At 52.5% G+C, this 16,841-nt stretch carries 12 protein-coding genes; 10 read left to right on the forward strand and 2 right to left on the reverse strand.

What is annotated here, in order from left to right; all coding sequences use genetic code 11:
* Positions 1-57: 57 nt before the first annotated feature.
* From METLA_RS21815 to METLA_RS0105670, 6 genes are all read left to right on the forward strand, one after another.
* Positions 58-267 carry a cold-shock protein gene (locus tag METLA_RS21815; RefSeq protein WP_084480076.1) on the forward strand — a complete coding sequence of 70 codons (210 nt, stop codon included), beginning with the start codon at positions 58-60 and terminating at the stop codon, positions 265-267.
* A gap of 280 nt (positions 268-547) precedes the next feature.
* Entirely contained in the window at positions 548-1,810 is a 1,263-nt protein-coding gene (locus METLA_RS0105650; RefSeq protein ID WP_024297625.1) for a glutaredoxin family protein, read from the forward strand.
* Between the two features lie 273 nt (positions 1,811-2,083).
* Positions 2,084-3,070, forward strand: a complete 987-nt coding sequence (cysK, locus tag METLA_RS0105655; protein ID WP_024297626.1) for a cysteine synthase A — start codon at positions 2,084-2,086, stop codon at positions 3,068-3,070.
* A 58-nt stretch (positions 3,071-3,128) separates the two neighbouring features.
* Positions 3,129-4,310: a phosphoglycerate dehydrogenase gene (locus tag METLA_RS0105660; RefSeq protein WP_024297627.1), complete on the forward strand. Its 1,182-nt coding sequence runs from the start codon at positions 3,129-3,131 to the stop codon at positions 4,308-4,310.
* Between the two features lie 72 nt (positions 4,311-4,382).
* The gene (locus METLA_RS0105665) at positions 4,383-6,002 is read left to right on the forward strand and encodes a vanadium-dependent haloperoxidase (RefSeq protein ID WP_024297628.1); all 1,620 of its coding nucleotides are present in this window, start codon (positions 4,383-4,385) and stop codon (positions 6,000-6,002) included.
* A 312-nt stretch (positions 6,003-6,314) separates the two neighbouring features.
* A complete protein-coding gene (locus METLA_RS0105670) occupies positions 6,315-6,530 on the forward strand; it encodes a cold-shock protein (protein ID WP_024297629.1) in 216 nt (71 codons plus the stop codon).
* Positions 6,531-6,769: 239 nt separating this feature from the next.
* Here the strand turns inward: METLA_RS0105670 and METLA_RS0105675 are convergent, their stop codons facing one another.
* Positions 6,770-7,792, reverse strand: coding sequence for a winged helix-turn-helix domain-containing protein (locus METLA_RS0105675; RefSeq protein WP_024297630.1), 1,023 nt, complete (start codon positions 7,790-7,792; stop codon positions 6,770-6,772).
* A gap of 544 nt (positions 7,793-8,336) precedes the next feature.
* Here METLA_RS0105675 and METLA_RS0105680 point away from each other — a divergent pair.
* From METLA_RS0105680 to METLA_RS21340, 4 genes are all read left to right on the forward strand, one after another.
* Positions 8,337-9,248 carry a hypothetical protein gene (locus tag METLA_RS0105680; protein ID WP_152539391.1) on the forward strand — a complete coding sequence of 304 codons (912 nt, stop codon included), beginning with the start codon at positions 8,337-8,339 and terminating at the stop codon, positions 9,246-9,248.
* Positions 9,249-9,470: 222 nt separating this feature from the next.
* Complete coding sequence (locus METLA_RS0105685; RefSeq protein WP_024297632.1) at positions 9,471-10,349, forward strand: hypothetical protein; 879 nt, start codon at positions 9,471-9,473, stop codon at positions 10,347-10,349.
* Between the two features lie 482 nt (positions 10,350-10,831).
* On the forward strand, positions 10,832-13,699 hold the full coding sequence (locus METLA_RS0105690) for a DUF4082 domain-containing protein (RefSeq protein ID WP_024297633.1): 2,868 nt from the start codon (positions 10,832-10,834) through the stop codon (positions 13,697-13,699).
* Between the two features lie 195 nt (positions 13,700-13,894).
* Positions 13,895-16,048, forward strand: coding sequence for a hypothetical protein (locus tag METLA_RS21340; protein WP_024297634.1), 2,154 nt, complete (start codon positions 13,895-13,897; stop codon positions 16,046-16,048).
* A gap of 56 nt (positions 16,049-16,104) precedes the next feature.
* Here the strand turns inward: METLA_RS21340 and METLA_RS0105700 are convergent, their stop codons facing one another.
* Positions 16,105-16,746 (reverse strand): DUF2959 domain-containing protein, encoded by a 642-nt coding sequence (locus METLA_RS0105700; RefSeq protein WP_024297635.1) that lies wholly within the window; start codon positions 16,744-16,746, stop codon positions 16,105-16,107.
* Positions 16,747-16,841: the final 95 nt, after the last annotated feature.

Below are 16,841 nucleotides of genomic sequence, written 5' to 3' on the forward strand. Positions count from 1 at the left end.
TTACCAGCTTGACTCGCCTTTCTAAGGCTTTATACTCATTATCTACTAGGACTTATCATGTCTACAATAACTACCGGCACCGTTAAATGGTTTAACTCTGAAAAAGGCTTCGGCTTTATCGAACAGAAATCAGGCCCTGATGTTTTCGTTCACTTCAGAAACATCGAATCAAGCGGCTACAAATCGCTTGACGAAGGCCAAAGTGTGCAATTTACCGTTTCGCAAGGCCCCAAAGGCCCCCAAGCTGAAAACGTAAGAGCCATCTAAGTTTTCTTTGCAAGCTGCGGCCGCGTTTGCGGCCCAGCTTGTATTTCTAAAACCTAAGTCAACTGATCTTGATTGTTACCAGGCACACCCTCAACCACTCCCCAAGGTGTTAGCGGCAAAATCCCGATGGTTAGCGATTAAAGAACTTCACGCATATCTCTTGACCCTCCCGGCAACCCCATCCTTATCTTCCTTCGACAGGAAGAAATTCGCTGCATCAACGAGATTCCTGGTAGTGCGCCTTATAATAAAAGCCTTGCCGCATCAATCAAGAACTCGAATGAAAGCCCTCCAATCTCTGTATGACGTGCCGAAGAGTAACATCCTGGCCTTACTGCTGATATTACTGATAGGTAATGCAGGCCTCGCTGCCGCCGAGTCCCCATCGAAGGCATCTGTAACCCAGGCTTCTTCCGATACGATTCAGGCGGCCATCGATATCGAAGCCTTCGTGCGCACAGGCTGCCCGCATTGCGAGAAGGCCGAAGCCTTCCTGTCCGTCTTGTCTGCCGAGCGCCCGGAGGTGCGGTTATCGATACGCGATGTCGGCCAGGACGCCCTCGCACTTGAACGCTTGCGGCAACTATCAAACGCTGAGGGTCTCAAGCAATTAAGCGTGCCGGCCTTTTATATCAATGGACAGTTGATCGTCGGCTTTGCGGAAGAGGCTGACACAGGACGGCGGATCAGGGCTGCGCTGGCTCAGGCTCAGCAGACCCCAAAAGCCTCCCCATCCGCCCCGGATAGCTGTAGCGCCGATCAAAGCCTAAGTTGCGAAGGAGAGACCACCGCTCCTTCGGAGCCGGAAAGTTTCGAAGTCTCGCTGTTCGGCCATACCCTGTCGCTCGAACAGATCGGCCTGCCGCTGTTTACGCTGGCGATGGGCCTGCTCGACGGATTGAACCCCTGTTCGATGTGGGTATTGATCCTGATGATCTCGCTGTTGGCGCCGATGCAAAACCGCTGGCGCATGCTCGCGGTTGCAGGGACCTTTATCGCGGTGGAAGGAGTCGCCTATCTGGCCTTCATGGCGGCCTGGCTGAACCTGTTTCTGCTCGTCGGGCTATCACGCAGCTCGGAAACCCTCATCGCGGCCATGGCGATAGCCGCCGGCACAATTCATATCAAGGACTTCCTGGCCTACGGACGCGGGATTTCTCTGTCGATACCGCAAAGATCAAAACCCGGCATCTATACGCAAATCCGCCATATCCTGCAAGCCGAAAATCTGCTCGGCGCGATGCTCGGCGCCGTGGTTCTGGCCGTCCTGGTGCAGATCGTCGAGTTTCTCTGCACCTCGGGTTTTCCGGCGCTTTATACCCGCATCCTGACCTTGCAGCACCTGGACGGTTTGAGTTACTACGGCTACCTGCTGCTGTACAACGCGGCCTATATGTTTGACGATGCGGTCGTGCTCGGCATCGGCATATTCACGCTCAGCCAACGGCGGCTTCAGGAAAACGAAGGCCGCTGGCTCAAGCTGGTCAGCGGCATCGTCATGGTCGGTCTGGGCCTCTATTTATTGGCGATACGTCCGGGTTGACCCATCATCAGCGCCCCCGAAAAAGCCTATCTTTCTCCAATAGCATTTCAGCCTTTACCCTCCGCGCATACAAGGCATCCTGATCGGGCCTGCCCTCAACCTTGCCTCAGCAGGCACAGAACCGCCCTGCGGTTCTCATCTTATTATTTGATATACATACCCAATAATATCGTTTCAATTTATAGGTCATCCCGATTAACCTTAGCTCAAGGTTATGAGCTGACCCCCGCCAGAAACAACTTAAAAATATTCATTCAATCATTAGGAAACAAGATGCCGCATTGGTTTGAAGATAACGCCAAGTCTATTGGCCACACGCCTCTGGTAAAGCTGAATCGAATTAGCGTTTACGCTAACGCGACCATTCTCGCCAAAATCGAAGGGCGCAATCCCGCCTATTCCGTTAAATGCCGCATCGGCGCCGCGATGGTTGAGGATGCCGAAAAACGCGGGCTTTTGGGGCCCGGCAAGGAGCTGATTGAACCGACCAGCGGCAACACCGGCATTGCCTTGGCTTTTGTTGCGGCCGCCAAAGGCATCCCGCTGACGCTAACGATGCCGGAAAGCATGAGCCTGGAGCGCAGAAAACTATTGATCGCCTACGGCGCGAAACTGGTGCTGACCGAGGCGGCGCGCGGCATGAGCGGCGCGATCGCCAAGGCCGAAGAAATCGCCGCTTCCGACCCTAATCGCTACGTCTTGCTGCAACAGTTTAAAAACCCCGCGAATCCTGCGATTCATGAACAAACCACGGGGCCTGAAATTTGGCACGACACAGACGGTAAAATCGACATCTTTGTTGCCGGCGTCGGAACCGGCGGCACCATCACCGGCGTTTCACGCTATATCAAACAGACCCAGGGCAAGCCGATACTTTCTGTCGCGGTCGAACCCGCCGCCAGCCCGGTACTCACGCAACGGCTTGCCGGCGAGGAGCTGAAGCCGGGACCACACAAAATACAGGGCATTGGGGCGGGATTCGTGCCCGACGTGCTGGATTTATCGCTGATTGACGAAATCGGACAAGTGACCAATGAAGAGGCGATTGACTATGCGCGGCGATTGGCAAGAGAAGAAGGCATCCTCTCCGGAATATCAAGTGGTGCTGCAGTGGCGGTGGCGGTTCGTCAAGCCAAGCAGCCCCAAAATCAAGGTAAAACGATTGTGGTGGTGTTGCCGGATTCGGGTGAACGCTATTTGAGTTCGGTCTTGTTTGAAGGACTGTTCGATCAAAACGGACTGCCGACACCGCAGCAGTAACGCGCTTAGCCGAATCGCGCCGGGACCCTCATTAAACATACATAGTAAAAAAAACCAGATGACACAGAATTTCCCTCTCTTCAAGATCAAAACTTATAACACGCTATCCCGCACCGGCCTGGAAAAATTTCCATCCGGACGCTTTGAAATCGGGCCGGGAGTCGATCGCCCCGATGCGATCCTGCTACGCTCTCACGATTTGCATGATGTCGTCATTCCCGAAACGGTCAAAGCAGTGGGCCGAGCCGGCACCGGCGTTAACAATATTCCTGTTTCCGAATACTCCAAGCGCGGCATTCCCGTATTCAATGCGCCGGGCGCCAATGCGAATGCGGTGACTGAATTGGTCATCGCGGGCCTGTTGTTGGCGGCGCGCAATATTCCCGATGCCTGGCATTTCACCAAAAATCTCGAAGGCGACGGGGACGAACTTGAATCGCTGGTCGAACAAGGCAAGAAACGCTTCTCCGGCTTTGAGCTGGCCGGCAAGACCTTGGGAGTCGTGGGACTGGGCGCCATCGGCGTCAAAGTCAGCAATGCCGCGGCAGCGCTCGGCTTGAAAGTCATCGGCTTCGATCCGCAATTAACGGTCGAAAGCGCCTGGCAGTTATCGTCGGATGCGATTGCCGCCGGCAGCCTGGACGAACTGTTGGCGCGCGCCGATTTCGTAACCCTGCACGTGCCGCTGAACGATCATACCCGTCATTTGATCAACGCGGCGCGCCTCGCCAAGATAAAGCCGAAAGCGACTTTATTGAATTTCTCCCGTGCCGCCATCGTCGATGAAAGCGCCGTTTTGGCCGCGCTGGAATCCGGCACGCTTCATGCTTATGTTTCGGATTTTCCTTCGCGGGCCTTGTTGAATCACCCGCGCACGATCGTTTTACCGCATCTCGGCGCTTCCACCGCCGAAGCCGAGGACAACTGCGCGGCGATGGTTTCGGAACAGGTGCGCGATTTCCTGGAGAACGGCAACATTCGCCGTTCGGTGAATTTTCCTGACGTTCACCTGCCCCGCACCGAAGGCTTGCGGCTGGCGATCGCCAACGAAAACGTACCCGGTATGGTCAGCCAGATTACCGGCATTCTGGCCGAGCACAAGATCAATATCGTTGACTTCTTGAACAAGTCCCGCGGCGATTACGCCTATTCGCTGATCGATATCAACGATCACATTCCGCCTCCCCTGCTTGCCCGAATCGGTTCGATCCAAGGGGTGCTTGCGGTGCGGGTCGTTTGACATGACAAGCAGCCCGTCCTCCTGGCGCGACGCTAGAGGCAACTGACTCCATTCACTCAATAAGGACATATCATGAACACTTTAGCCTCCCCAAAAACTTATTCCCGGATCGCTTTGGCTGTCGCGGCCACCCTATCGGCAACGCAGACTTTTGCCGACGCGGTGACCGACTGGAATGAATACACCCTTCTGGCGACAAAAGGCGCAACCTCCCTTTCGGACGGAAACAAGAGCATCGCCCTCAACTCGAATGTTGCCACACGCCTTCATGCGATAGAAGCCAGGGCGGTCTTCGACGCGGTCAATGCGGTCGATCATTTTAGCCGCAAGGGCTATTACTCTCAGGAAAGCACTGCTCCCAGCGGTTTGACTGCGCATTCAGCATCGGCTGCGGCAGCGCAAGCGGCCTATGACGTACTGGTCGGCGCCTTACCAAACAATGATGCCTGGGCCGCAACCCGCCAGTGGTTGCATGATCAGTTAGAAAGCGATCTAACGGGGGTTAACGCTAGCGATCCCGGTATCGCGGCAGGACATCAGGCGGCCGCCGCCGCATTGAGCGCCAGACAGGATGACAACGCGGCGATCAGGACAACCTATACCCCCTCGACCAATCTCTTTGTCAACGGAAGCGGCGCCGTCGCGCCGAATGCCACGGGCAATCCGGGTGTTGGATTATGGCGGCCGAGTAACGGCACAGCCGGCGACATTGATCCGATCATAGGCGCGCCTACCGGATTTGTGGAAGGCGCGATACAGCCGGCGGCGGCCATTGACTTCAATTGGAAAAACGTCACGCCGTTTAGCTTGAGTACCCTGAAAAAACAGCAACTGGTTGCGGCCGTCCCGCCTTCGCTGAAAGTCGGCAGTGCCGAATACACGCAGGAGGTGGATTTCGTAAAGACCCACGGCCAGGATTCCGCGCATCCGGGGAACCGCAGCAGTGACCAACTGCTCCAGGCTTTATATTACAAATCGGATGCGGAAGTGTTCGTCAACGAGGCGGCAAGGACCGCCTCGGCAGCACGCAATTTAACGCTGGATCAGAACGCTAAATTGTTTGCTGCGTTGGATAACGCACTGGCCGATGCCCGCATTGCCGCCTGGCAGTCGAAATACGATCTGGTTTTCTGGCGTCCGATCACCGCGATCAACGCCGATGCCTCAGGTGCGGTAGCCGACTATATTTGGAAACCGTTGGCGACGACGCCATCCCATCCATCCAGTACCAGCGGCCATAGCGCCACCGTCGCGGCTGGCACGGAGATACTCCGGGCATTTTTCCGTTCCGATAAAATCGTTCCGGACAATACGCCGGTGGCCTTGACCACTCTGCCTTGGCTGATTGGCACCAATAATGGTACCGGTCAGCTGCAAACTCCCATTGGCGGCCAGGACGGAACCACGCGCGATGTTTCGACATTCTCCGAGCTTCAGTTAGAAAACGGCCAGAGCCGAATTTACCTGGGCGTCCATTTCGGCATCGACAATTATCAGGGACAAAGCCTGGGCCTGGCTGTCGCCGATGCGATTATCCACGAGCATAAAGACCCGGCGACGAAGGGTTTAGCCATCTATAAGGGGGGACCTACCGTCGCTTCGGCACGTAATTTATATTCGCTTTTGGTGAAAGACTCGGCTGACTCAGGATTCTTTGGCCGTGACGATTACGAGGGAAAGCCTGGTCATTGATGTTGTCTCTAAAAAGTGGCGTCTCCCTGTTAGTCAACATGGACTAACAGGGAGACCTTTTCAATCTATTTGCCTTCTTGTCGGCGCCCCTCCCCGCTTCGCTCCCATGCGATTGCAAAATAGTGTTTGACATCGTGAAATAATAAGCAGATACTAGCCCCAGCTTGAAAAGAAGATTTACCCTCTGTTTACCATTTCGACGTTTCTCTCGTAGTTTCTCGTACTGTTTTTCATTTAGTAAGTTCCAATTTTACCAGCTAGACCCAGCCTTATTAAGGCTTAAAATCAATATCTATTTATACAGGACTTACTATGTCTACAATTACTACTGGCACCGTCAAATGGTTTAACTCTGAAAAAGGCTTCGGTTTCATCGAACAAAGTTCAGGCCCCGATGTTTTCGTTCACTTCAGAAGCATCGTCAATGCAGGCGGCTACAAAAGCCTGGATGAAGGCCAAAAAGTTGAATTTACCGTTACCCGCGGCCCTAAAGGCCCGCAAGCGGAAAACGTAAAAGTCCTCAACTAATTGACTTTACGATCTGCGGCCGCAAATGCGGTCGCAGACTGTTTTCCAAGCCTAATAAAATCCTGCCATAAATTATGGTTGATTTTTGTCAACTCATCCCGAGAACTAAGACTTTTACTCATCAAGCTTGCCTACCCGGCCGATACCGCCGTTAGGTCATAACCCTCCCTTAGTGGATTGTCCTTCGGCGAATCCAGCTTTCGAGTCAGCTCCGCGATAAATTCGAGCACAGACCCGCCTTACTGCAACCTATGTAATGACAATTCCTGACACAATCCCCGATGCCTCAATTCCTCGCGCATCTCTTCAAGCCGCCGGGTACCGGCGCAGTTTTCGCTCGACCGGAAGCTGAGTATCATCAGCAACCGCGTAGGCGAGCATCTGGACACCAAAAAATTCAGCAAATCCAGGGTGAACTCGTCGCTCCAGTGCGAATTATCCAGGATCAGGATTAAAGGCTGATCGCTCCCCAGTTTTTCAAAGAAATCGGCTCCTTCGCGCAACATGCGACCGGTACTGAGCTGCGAAACTTTCGGCTGCAGTGCGGCGATTTCCTCTGGCTCAAGCATATTCAACATTTGATAAAGCCAGGTTGGCGCAACCCGATGCAGGGATTCGATCATCCGCTTGCCAGAAGGCTCCTGACACCGACGCTCCAAGGCTTCCAACAAGGGCAGAAAGGGTTCTGCGGCTCCGCCTAATTGCACGCAACGGGCACGAAGCATGGTCAGCTCGGAACGACTGATTTTGGCCAGAAACCGCTCAAGTAAAGCCGTTTTACCTATCCCCCTGTCGCCATTCAAAAAAACTAGGCGCCTGTTGCCGACGGCGGCTTGTTCAAACGCTTCGAGCAACTGCTCCAATGCGGCATCATATTGCCATCCGGTATCGGAATATTCGGTTTTTGACTGGTCGGGCAGACTCTTCGTTTGAACTGTGCTGACGTTCGCGACTTCAGGGAGAAAACGATAGCCGCGTTTGCAAACGGTCAAGATATAACTCGGCGTTTTGCTATCGTCGAGCAAGGCCTTGCGCAAGGCGTTAACGGCCTGCCGCAAGGACGCATCCTCGACAACCATACCGCGCCACACCCCCTCGAAAAGCTCCTCCCTGGAAATCAGGCGCCCCGGATGCTGCAAAAAATACAGCAATAAACGGTAAACCTTAGGCTGTAAACGTACGTTCTCGCCTTCATGGTACAGGAACTGGGTTCTTGTTTCCAGGCGAAACGGCCCGAATGCGTAAGTAACATTCTGTTCCATATGAAAAACCCTCAAAATTATTATTTGTGTTATGGAGGGAGTGCTAACAAACCCATCACAGTTTGCTCACAACTTTAACCGGCCGTGCCAGTATACTAAGAAAAAGATTAAGCTAACATTGTTCGAGAGGGCCAAGGCTTAGGTTTTATGCCGCGAAAAATCGAAGCTGCAAATTGCCCCCCATTGGCCGGTTCAGCCGAACTGATACCGCTCACTTTCGCTAATTGCCCGGTCGCCAGCACGAATTCCCCACCCGCTAAAGCCCCCGGACTTATTCTAAATAATCACCTAAAAGCCCCTCTCTCGTCTTCGTTTTCCCCTCCTCGGCAAACCACAGTCGAAAAATTAACAGCAGCTGAGTTCGCCAACGCACAGATCATTCTTTAATCTCGCGACTATCATCTAGTCCTGGTGTAAGTCGACAGCGCCCAGACTCCAGATATTTGCGAGCCATCCTGCGTGTTATTGATACGGGATCAGGCGCCTGCAGCTGCCTATGCGCCTTCGCCGAACTACTGTCCTGTTTCCGAATTGGGAGTCCGCCATGCACTTTATTACGATGCCACGCTTCATTCCCCTTGGATTTACTCTGCTGTTAGCCTTTTGCCTTATGCGCAGTAGCCAGGCCCAGGAACACGGTTTCTCCCCCATCGACGCCCCCGGCGCGACCGCCACGCTAGCAATCGGGATCAGCCCCAAAGGCGACATCGTAGGCTATTACTTGGACAGCAGCCCGCCCAATTCTCATGGTTTTCTGCTCAGCAAAGGCAAGTTCGCCCCCATCGACTTCCCCGGTGCGGTCTCCACGTTTGCAACGGGCATCAACCTAACAGGGGATATCGTCGGTCATTACCTGGACATCGGCAGCCGCTTCCACGGTTTTCGACTGAGCAAAGGCGAGTTCACCCCCGTCGACGTTCCCGGCTCAACCTTCACGTTTGCCAATGGGATCAATCCCAGGGGCGATATCGTAGGCCAGTACCAGGACGGTTACCCTCCTTTTAAGACTCACGGTTTTCTGCTGCGCAAAGGCGAGTTTACTACCCTCGATTTCCTCGGGTCGGCCTCCACGTTGGCGAATGGAATCAATGCCAAAGGCGAAATCGTAGGCCAGTACCAGGACAACAGCCCCGCTTCCAATACGCACGGATTTCTACTGAGCAAAAACGTTTTCCGCACCATCGGCGTCCCCGAAGCCCCGTTGACCGCCGCTCGCGGAATCAATTCGCGCGGTGAAATCGTAGGCCATTCTACGGACACCAATGGCAATCAGGCCGGTTTTCTGCAGAACAAAAGCAATTTTACTGCCATCCAGGTACCCGGTGCCGTGCTGCAAGGGGCCGTGGGAACGGTAGCGACAGGACTCAATCCGCGCGGTGACATCGTGGGATACTACGAAGACAGCGCAGGCAATCTGCACGGTTTTCTAACGAGCAAAAAACTGATCGAACCCTGACCTAGCAAGCGCCTACGTCATAGCCATGCGAAAGCGGGGAAAAGCCGAGGACAGAATTCACTCGAATCCGTTAGCCGTCATTGAGGCAACTCACAGCCCAAAAATCGGCTTGGATAATAAATAAAAACCTATGAATACAGGCGGAGGGAATATGAAGTGAACAAATTAAAACTATATGAGAAATAGGCAAAGTGACATACAAATTTACATGAGGATTTAGCCATGAAAAAAAAGACAATCTTATCTGTGCTGAGTGTGATCGCGGCGACTGCCATGGCGCAGCCGGCATTTTCCGAAGCAATTTGGACATCGCTCGAGGACGGCAGCGAGGTAAACTTCAACATTTACGCTAGCAAAGAACTTGTTTACCTAAACGGCGGGCCAGGCAAGGGCGCCGGTACTAACGCTAAGGGCTTAGACAAGGGGACCTACGTCTTTATGGTCACGGATCCTTCAGGAAAGACCCTGTTGTCAACGGATCCTGCTTCATGCCGTCGGGTTACAGTAGACGGCGGTGTTTTCACAGGTGTTGTGGCGACTGGCGGGTGCGAGCACAAGGTTCCTCCCGTCCCCCTCCCCGGAGGTAGCGTCCCCGTCCAGCTCCTCCCCTATGAGGACACCCCCAATAATGGCGGCGAATACAAGGCCTGGTTGACCCCCGTAGAAGACTACGGCTGCGACCTATCTATTGTCGATTGCGACCAAAACACACATGGGTTTGTCCCGAGTGATTCCAAGACCGACAATTTTAAAGTCGGGCCTAGAGCACCTCATGAAATCGACACGAGGTTCTATGACGAAAATGGAGCCATCATGGATGGGCTAGGGATCACCTGGACTGACACACTCGGCGCCAGAAATGATAAATATTCGTATTGGGCGCCTGAAGTACAGGTATACCATGAGGCACACGTTGAAGCTCCAGAGGTTGGTATTCACCAAATCGAAATTGTGGATCAACCGGGATGCTCGGTTCAAGAGGTTTATGTGGCCGGTGTAAAAACCAAGCAAAACGGACCCCAGACAGTATCGGTTCGTGTCACCCAACCATTTATAAAGAAACAAAATACAACTTTCGTAGACGTACACTGCACTAGATAGAAAATAAAACTTGCTGACTTTGGGATTAGCTCCTTCCTTTTTCACAAGGAAGGAGCATTTCCTTACCCTGACTCGAAAAACATATCTTCCATTGATGAACAACAAGCCAAACTTACTGAACTTAATAACAAGGCAATGGACGAATCTCAGGAAGCGATCAGCGATATTCGTGCGGCAATTGATGAATTGTAACCCAAACTCGAACAAGCCGAAGCGAAAGCCATGGAAATTGCCGATACCGCGAATGACAAATGGGATGACGTAAAAGAATCCCTGGAGGCGGGTTGAGACGAGGTTTCAGCGAAATCTGAAAAAGGCTGGGACAGTTTTTCCGGAAGCAACAAACCTATTGGCTGCGCAAAGGCTTGGAAAGTGGCGATATTGCTTCTTGTGATGCCTTTTCGGTGGCGGCAAAGAAATAATCTAAAAATTTACCCGCTTTATTGCGGCGAAGTTAAACAATTAGGCAATAAGGTACAGTTATGAACAATTCCGATTGCGCGTTAGCGAATCCACACCGCACGAAGCTGCTATCCGGAGGTCAGATATGGTTGCGACGCCTGAGCCGGGTATGGAGTGCCGCCGTAATACTTGGGATACTTCAATTTCTCCTCCCCGGGTTAAATTCTGCGGGAGTAGCAAAAGCCGATACGTTGAACGATCACGCTATCGTCTTGGATAGTAACAATCAGATTATACCGTGGATGCCCAATCCTACAGCCGGCTATGGTGAGGTTGTCGCTAATGCCTGGGACTACTTCCTTAACCGGGTCCCCAATGATCCCGCTACTGGTGTCTCCGCCTACTTTAGCCAAAGTTATCTGTCACCAGATACCCAACAGGTGGCGAACTGGCCGCACAATCCGGCCGGACTATACGCCATGCTGATAGAATCGGCGTTGAAATACTATGCGTATTCCGGTGATATTGCAGTCATGCAGAAGGTTGAGGAATTGGCCACTCATCACTTGGATAATGGCATGACTCCATCCGCATGGGTTTGGGGCGGTGTACCCTACGCCAGCGGCGATGCCGGCTCTCTGCTCTATCAAGGGGCCACCTACGGTGATGACTCAGGGAGTGGTGACGGCCGCTATTACCTCGAACCGGACAAAATTGGTGAACTGGGTTATGGCTGGTTACTGCTGTATAAATTCAGCGGGAATTCTCGGTATCTGGATGCCGCCATTCATGCGGCCGATGTCCTAGCCACCAAGGTACGGACCGGTAATTCCAGTCAGTCGCCATGGCCGTTTCGCGTCCAAGCCCAAACCGGACAGATCAGGGAGGATTACTGCGCTCATGTGGTCAGTCCGATTGAACTTTTCGATGAACTGATTCGGCTAAAGTTAGGCAATACGGCCGATTATCAGAATGCGCGCCAGAGCGTCTGGACATGGATGATGACCTATCCGATGCAAAATAACGTATGGGCCAACTATTTTGAAGACGTCCCGATTCAAATAGATCTCGGCAACATCAACCAACTGAATCCGATGATGCTGGCCCGTTACCTCATGGAACATCCAGAAAACGACCCGAACTGGGAAACGCATGTCCGAGGGCTGATTGCATGGGTCGAGAAAAACTTCGCAGCCCCTCAATATGGGGCCAACGCCATCAAGGAGCAGAATGCATTCCCGCATGTGATGGGCAGTCATACCTCCCGATACGCGTCCATCAACGCCATGCTTTATGCGCGAACGGGCGATATGGTTGCCAAGGAGAAAGCCTACCGGGCCTTCAACTGGGCTACCTATATGGCAAGGTCTAACGGCATCGTCATTGACGGCCCAACCGTGAATAACCAGTGGTTCACGGATGGGTACGGCGACTACATTCGCCACTTTATGACAGGTCTGCATGCTATTCCCGAATGGGTGCCAACCGGCGAAACGCATATCACCGGTTCGTCGTCGGTCGTGAAATCGGTTTCCTACAGCCCTGCGGGGGTTGACTACATCACCGCAGACGCCGCATCGACCGAAGTATTACGGGTTGCCTTTGTGCCATCCAGCGTGTTGATTGACGGTCAACTGCTCAGCCAACGCACGGACTTGGCGCAGCCAGGCTGGACTTTCGACCAGGCAACTGGCGTGATGCGTGTACGGCATGACGACGGAACGTCCGTGAAAATTAATGCGGCTAATAGTGATGGTCTCTCCGGGGGAGGAGCTACCTACGAGGATGGGGCAAGCGAGAGCAGTGTCTGGACCTTAACGTCGGTGCCGCAAGATTCAATTCATGCGGATGCATCTTCTGTTGAACTGGGGGTAAAGTTCAAGTCGGACGTGAATGGTTTCGTCACCGGCATCCGGTTTTACAAGGGTGGCAATGCTAACAATGGCACCCACATTGGGAATTTATGGACCAGTGACGGAAACCTTATTGCGACCGCGATTTTCAGTAGTGAAACTGCCTCGGGTTGGCAGCAGGCGCGCTTCTCAACGCCTGTAGCAATCTCCGCTAACACTGTCTACGTGGCGTCCTATTATGCTCCCAATGGACATTATGCAGCGGATACCGGGTATTTTGCTGAGAACGGAACCGATAATGCGCCCCTTCATATGCTTCGGGATGGTGAAAATGGAGGTAACGGTGTATATAGTTATGGTCCAAGCGCGTTCCAGACTAAGACTTGGCGTTCGAGCAACTACTGGGTCGACGTGACCTTTTCGAAAAGCCTAGCCTTACCCTCGGGCTCTAATGCGCCGGCAACGTCGACAGGCATCAGCATCGACCAAGTGGTTTCGAGGGACGGTCAAGGTACCGTCGTCACCCCTTTGTTTAGCACCTCGGAACCCAATGCGTTGTTGCTGGCGTTTGTCGCTTCAGACGGGCCCGCAGTCACTGGCGGACAGACGGCGACGGTCAGTGGAGCTGGCCTTAACTGGACACTGGTTCGACGGACGAATACCGAGGCCGGCACATCGGAGATTTGGAGTGCGTATGCCAACACGGGACTTTCCAATGTATCAGTACAATCCGTTCAATCAAACGAGGAGTACGACCAGTCGCTAACGGTTGTATCCATATCCGGCGCAGGCGGAGTCGGCGCAAGCGTTGGAGCATCCTCTCCTTCAGGAGCACCCAGTGTCTATTTGACCACCACTAAGACCAATGCCTGGGTGTTCGGAGTTGGTAACGATTGGGACAACGCCATCGACCGCACCTTAGGCACTGCCCAGACTATGATGCATCAGTGGGTAGATACAGGTGCGGACGACACGTTCTGGGTACAACGATCGCTTACTAGGATTGCAGAGGCGAATACGACAGTTACCATCAATGCTCTTGCGCCAACCGCTAATCGATGGAATCTCACTGCCGTGGAAGTCGTGCCGAGATGATGTCTGCACGTTCAACATCCCATATCTTGGGTTTTGTAGGTTGGTACGGATGTAAGGAAGTCCAACAATTAAGCACATCAATTTTGGGCTTCGCACCTCGCCGCCAACCGGCAAATATTCATCCACAGGACCGTGCGAAACATAACATATCACTTAACAAGTTATCGCAACGAAATTAGACAATAAGGAGCGGTTATGAACAATTCCGATTGCACGTTAGCGAATCCACACCGCACGAAGCTGCTATCCGGAGGTCAGATATGGTTGCGACGCCTGAGCCGGGTATGGAGTGCCGCCGTAATACTTGGGATACTTCAATTTCTCCTCCCCGGGTTAAATTCTGCGGGAGTAGCAAAAGCCGATACGTTGAACGATCACGCTATCGTCTTGGATAGTAACAATCAGATTATACCGTGGATGCCCAATCCTACAGCCGGCTATGGTGAGGTTGTCGCTAATGCCTGGGACTACTTCCTTAACCGGGTCCCCAATGATCCCGCTACTGGTGTCTCCGCCTACTTTAGCCAAAGTTATCTGTCACCAGATACCCAACAGGTGGCGAACTGGCCGCACAATCCGGCCGGACTATACGCCATGCTGATAGAATCGGCGTTGAAATACTATGCGTATTCCGGTGATATTGCAGTCATGCAGAAGGTTGAGGAATTGGCCACTCATCACTTGGATAATGGCATGACTCCATCCGCATGGGTTTGGGGCGGTGTACCCTACGCCAGCGGCGATGCCGGCTCTCTGGTCTATCAAGGGGCCACCTACGGTGATGACTCAGGGAGTGGTGACGGCCGCTATTACCTCGAACCGGACAAAATTGGTGAACTGGGTTATGGCTGGTTACTGCTGTATAAATTCAGCGGGAATTCTCGGTATCTGGATGCCGCCATTCATGCGGCCGATGTACTAGCAAGCAAGGTACGGACCGGTAATTCCAGTCAGTCGCCATGGCCGTTTCGCGTCCATGCCCAAACCGGACAAATCAGGGAGGATTACTGCGCTCATGTGGTCAGTTCGATTGAGCTTTTCGACGAACTGATTCGGCTGAAATTGGGTAATACGGCCGATTATCGGAATGCGCGCCAGAGCGTGTGGACCTGGATGATGACCTTTCCCATGCAAAACAACGTCTGGGCCAACTATTTCGAAGACGTCCCGATTCAAACAGATCTCGGCAACATCAACCAACTGAATCCGATGATGCTGGCCCGTTACCTCATGGAACATCCAGAAAACGACCCGAACTGGGAAACGCATGTCCGAGGGCTGATTGCATGGGTCGAGAAAAACTTCGCAGCCCCTCAATATGGGGCCAACGCCATCAAGGAGCAGAATGCATTCCCGCATGTGATGGGCAGTCATACCTCCCGATACGCGTCCATCAACGCCATGCTTTATGCGCGAACGGGCGATATGGTTGCCAAGGAGAAAGCCTACCGGGCCTTCAACTGGGCTACCTATATGGCAAGGTCTAACGGCATCGTCATTGACGGCCCAACCGTGAATAACCAGTGGTTCACGGATGGGTACGGCGACTACATTCGCCACTTTATGACAGGTCTGCATGCTATTCCCGAATGGGCGCCAACCGGCGAAACGCATATCACCGGTTCGTCGTCGATAGTGAAATCGGTTTCCTACAGTCCCGCGGGTGTCGACTATGTCACCGCGGACGCCGCATCGACCGAAGTATTACGGGTTGCCTTTGTGCCATCCAGCGTGTTGGTTGGCGCCCAACTGCTCAGCCAACGCTCGGACTTGGCGCAGCCAGGCTGGACTTTCGACCCAGCAACTGGCGTGATGCTCGTACGGCACGACAACGGAACTTCCGTGAAAATTGGTGCCAACGCTCTTTTTGGCACCTTGTGGAGCACCTACAGCAAGGCAAAAATGACGGTCAGACGGCTCGGTTCCAGGTCAGGCGCGAACGATTCGACGATGATATTCAATGACGATGGAACCTTTACGCTTACCGAAGTGGAATCGCCACAAACCTATGTTTATACCGGTCATTGGAAGCTCATCAAAGGAAAGAAGCTATTTTTAGATTTGGATGCTGGGGGCCAGTCAGAATTTATGCGCATGTGGACGAATCGGCTTGAGGAAATAGCAACTGAAAAAGGCATATCTATTGACGGTGTCAACTTCTCGGAAATACGCTTTATCCTATCCCAACCGAAAATACCCAAGAACAAGCTGGTGCCTAGAAAAGCTACCATCAAGGCCAAAGGCTGGATCAGCGCCTCAGCGAATGGTCAAGATATCATGAGAAGGTTCACATATATAAATAGGGTAACCTTTTTGAACCAACTATTAGGCGGCACTACTCCCCATTGAATCTAAAAAAGTGAGTTGAGAGCGCTTCAAGTCACGGTATCAAAAAATGGGGGGGATTACTTTCCCATCGTTTTGATAAAGGCATTGGCTTCATTAATGGACTTTTCCATAGCAGCAATCAGGTTTGAAACATCAGTTTTTATTGAGCCCAATTCAGTTTTCAGAGAGGCAATGGCTTGGGCGTTAAGATTATGCTTCATAAACATCACTTGATCTTTGAAAACCACCAGAATAGGATTGATTTTTGATTCGGCGCCCTTCATGACCCTAATCAATTGTTGATATTGGATTTTTGTTTCGTTGAGCTTATTTTGACTGCTGCGCTTGAGAGAAGCATTGCTGTATTGGGTTATTTCATTTTCCCATTCACTAAATAAAGCCTCCGATACGTCCTCGATATCCCTGATCCGTTGCTTGACCTCATCCGCTTTATCAACACTGGCCTCATACTCGCGGTTCAGCTTGTTATAAATCGCCTCCAGATCACCGCCCTTGAAATGGGTGACAGCGGTAAACTGTTCCAATGCAGATTTGAATTGTTCTTTCGTTTCCTGCTGGGTATCGCGCGCCTTTTCAACCCGATAGACCATCACTTCCCGCTTGGGGATTCCTATTTTTTCCAGGCCGTTGTAATACACACTGGAACAGGCGTTTAGGCTGATCGTCCATGATATGAAGAGTATCTGTAAGTAGTTCATTTAAATCTCCATGGGCGGCTTCGAGGCGTTATAGAATAATGCATTGAAGCCGCCGACTCTGAAGCGGGCCGAGCCTGTGAGGATTTCGTCAAAAA

This window comes from Methylomicrobium lacus LW14 (genome assembly GCF_000527095.1).
Classification (GTDB): domain Bacteria; phylum Pseudomonadota; class Gammaproteobacteria; order Methylococcales; family Methylomonadaceae; genus Methylomicrobium; species Methylomicrobium lacus.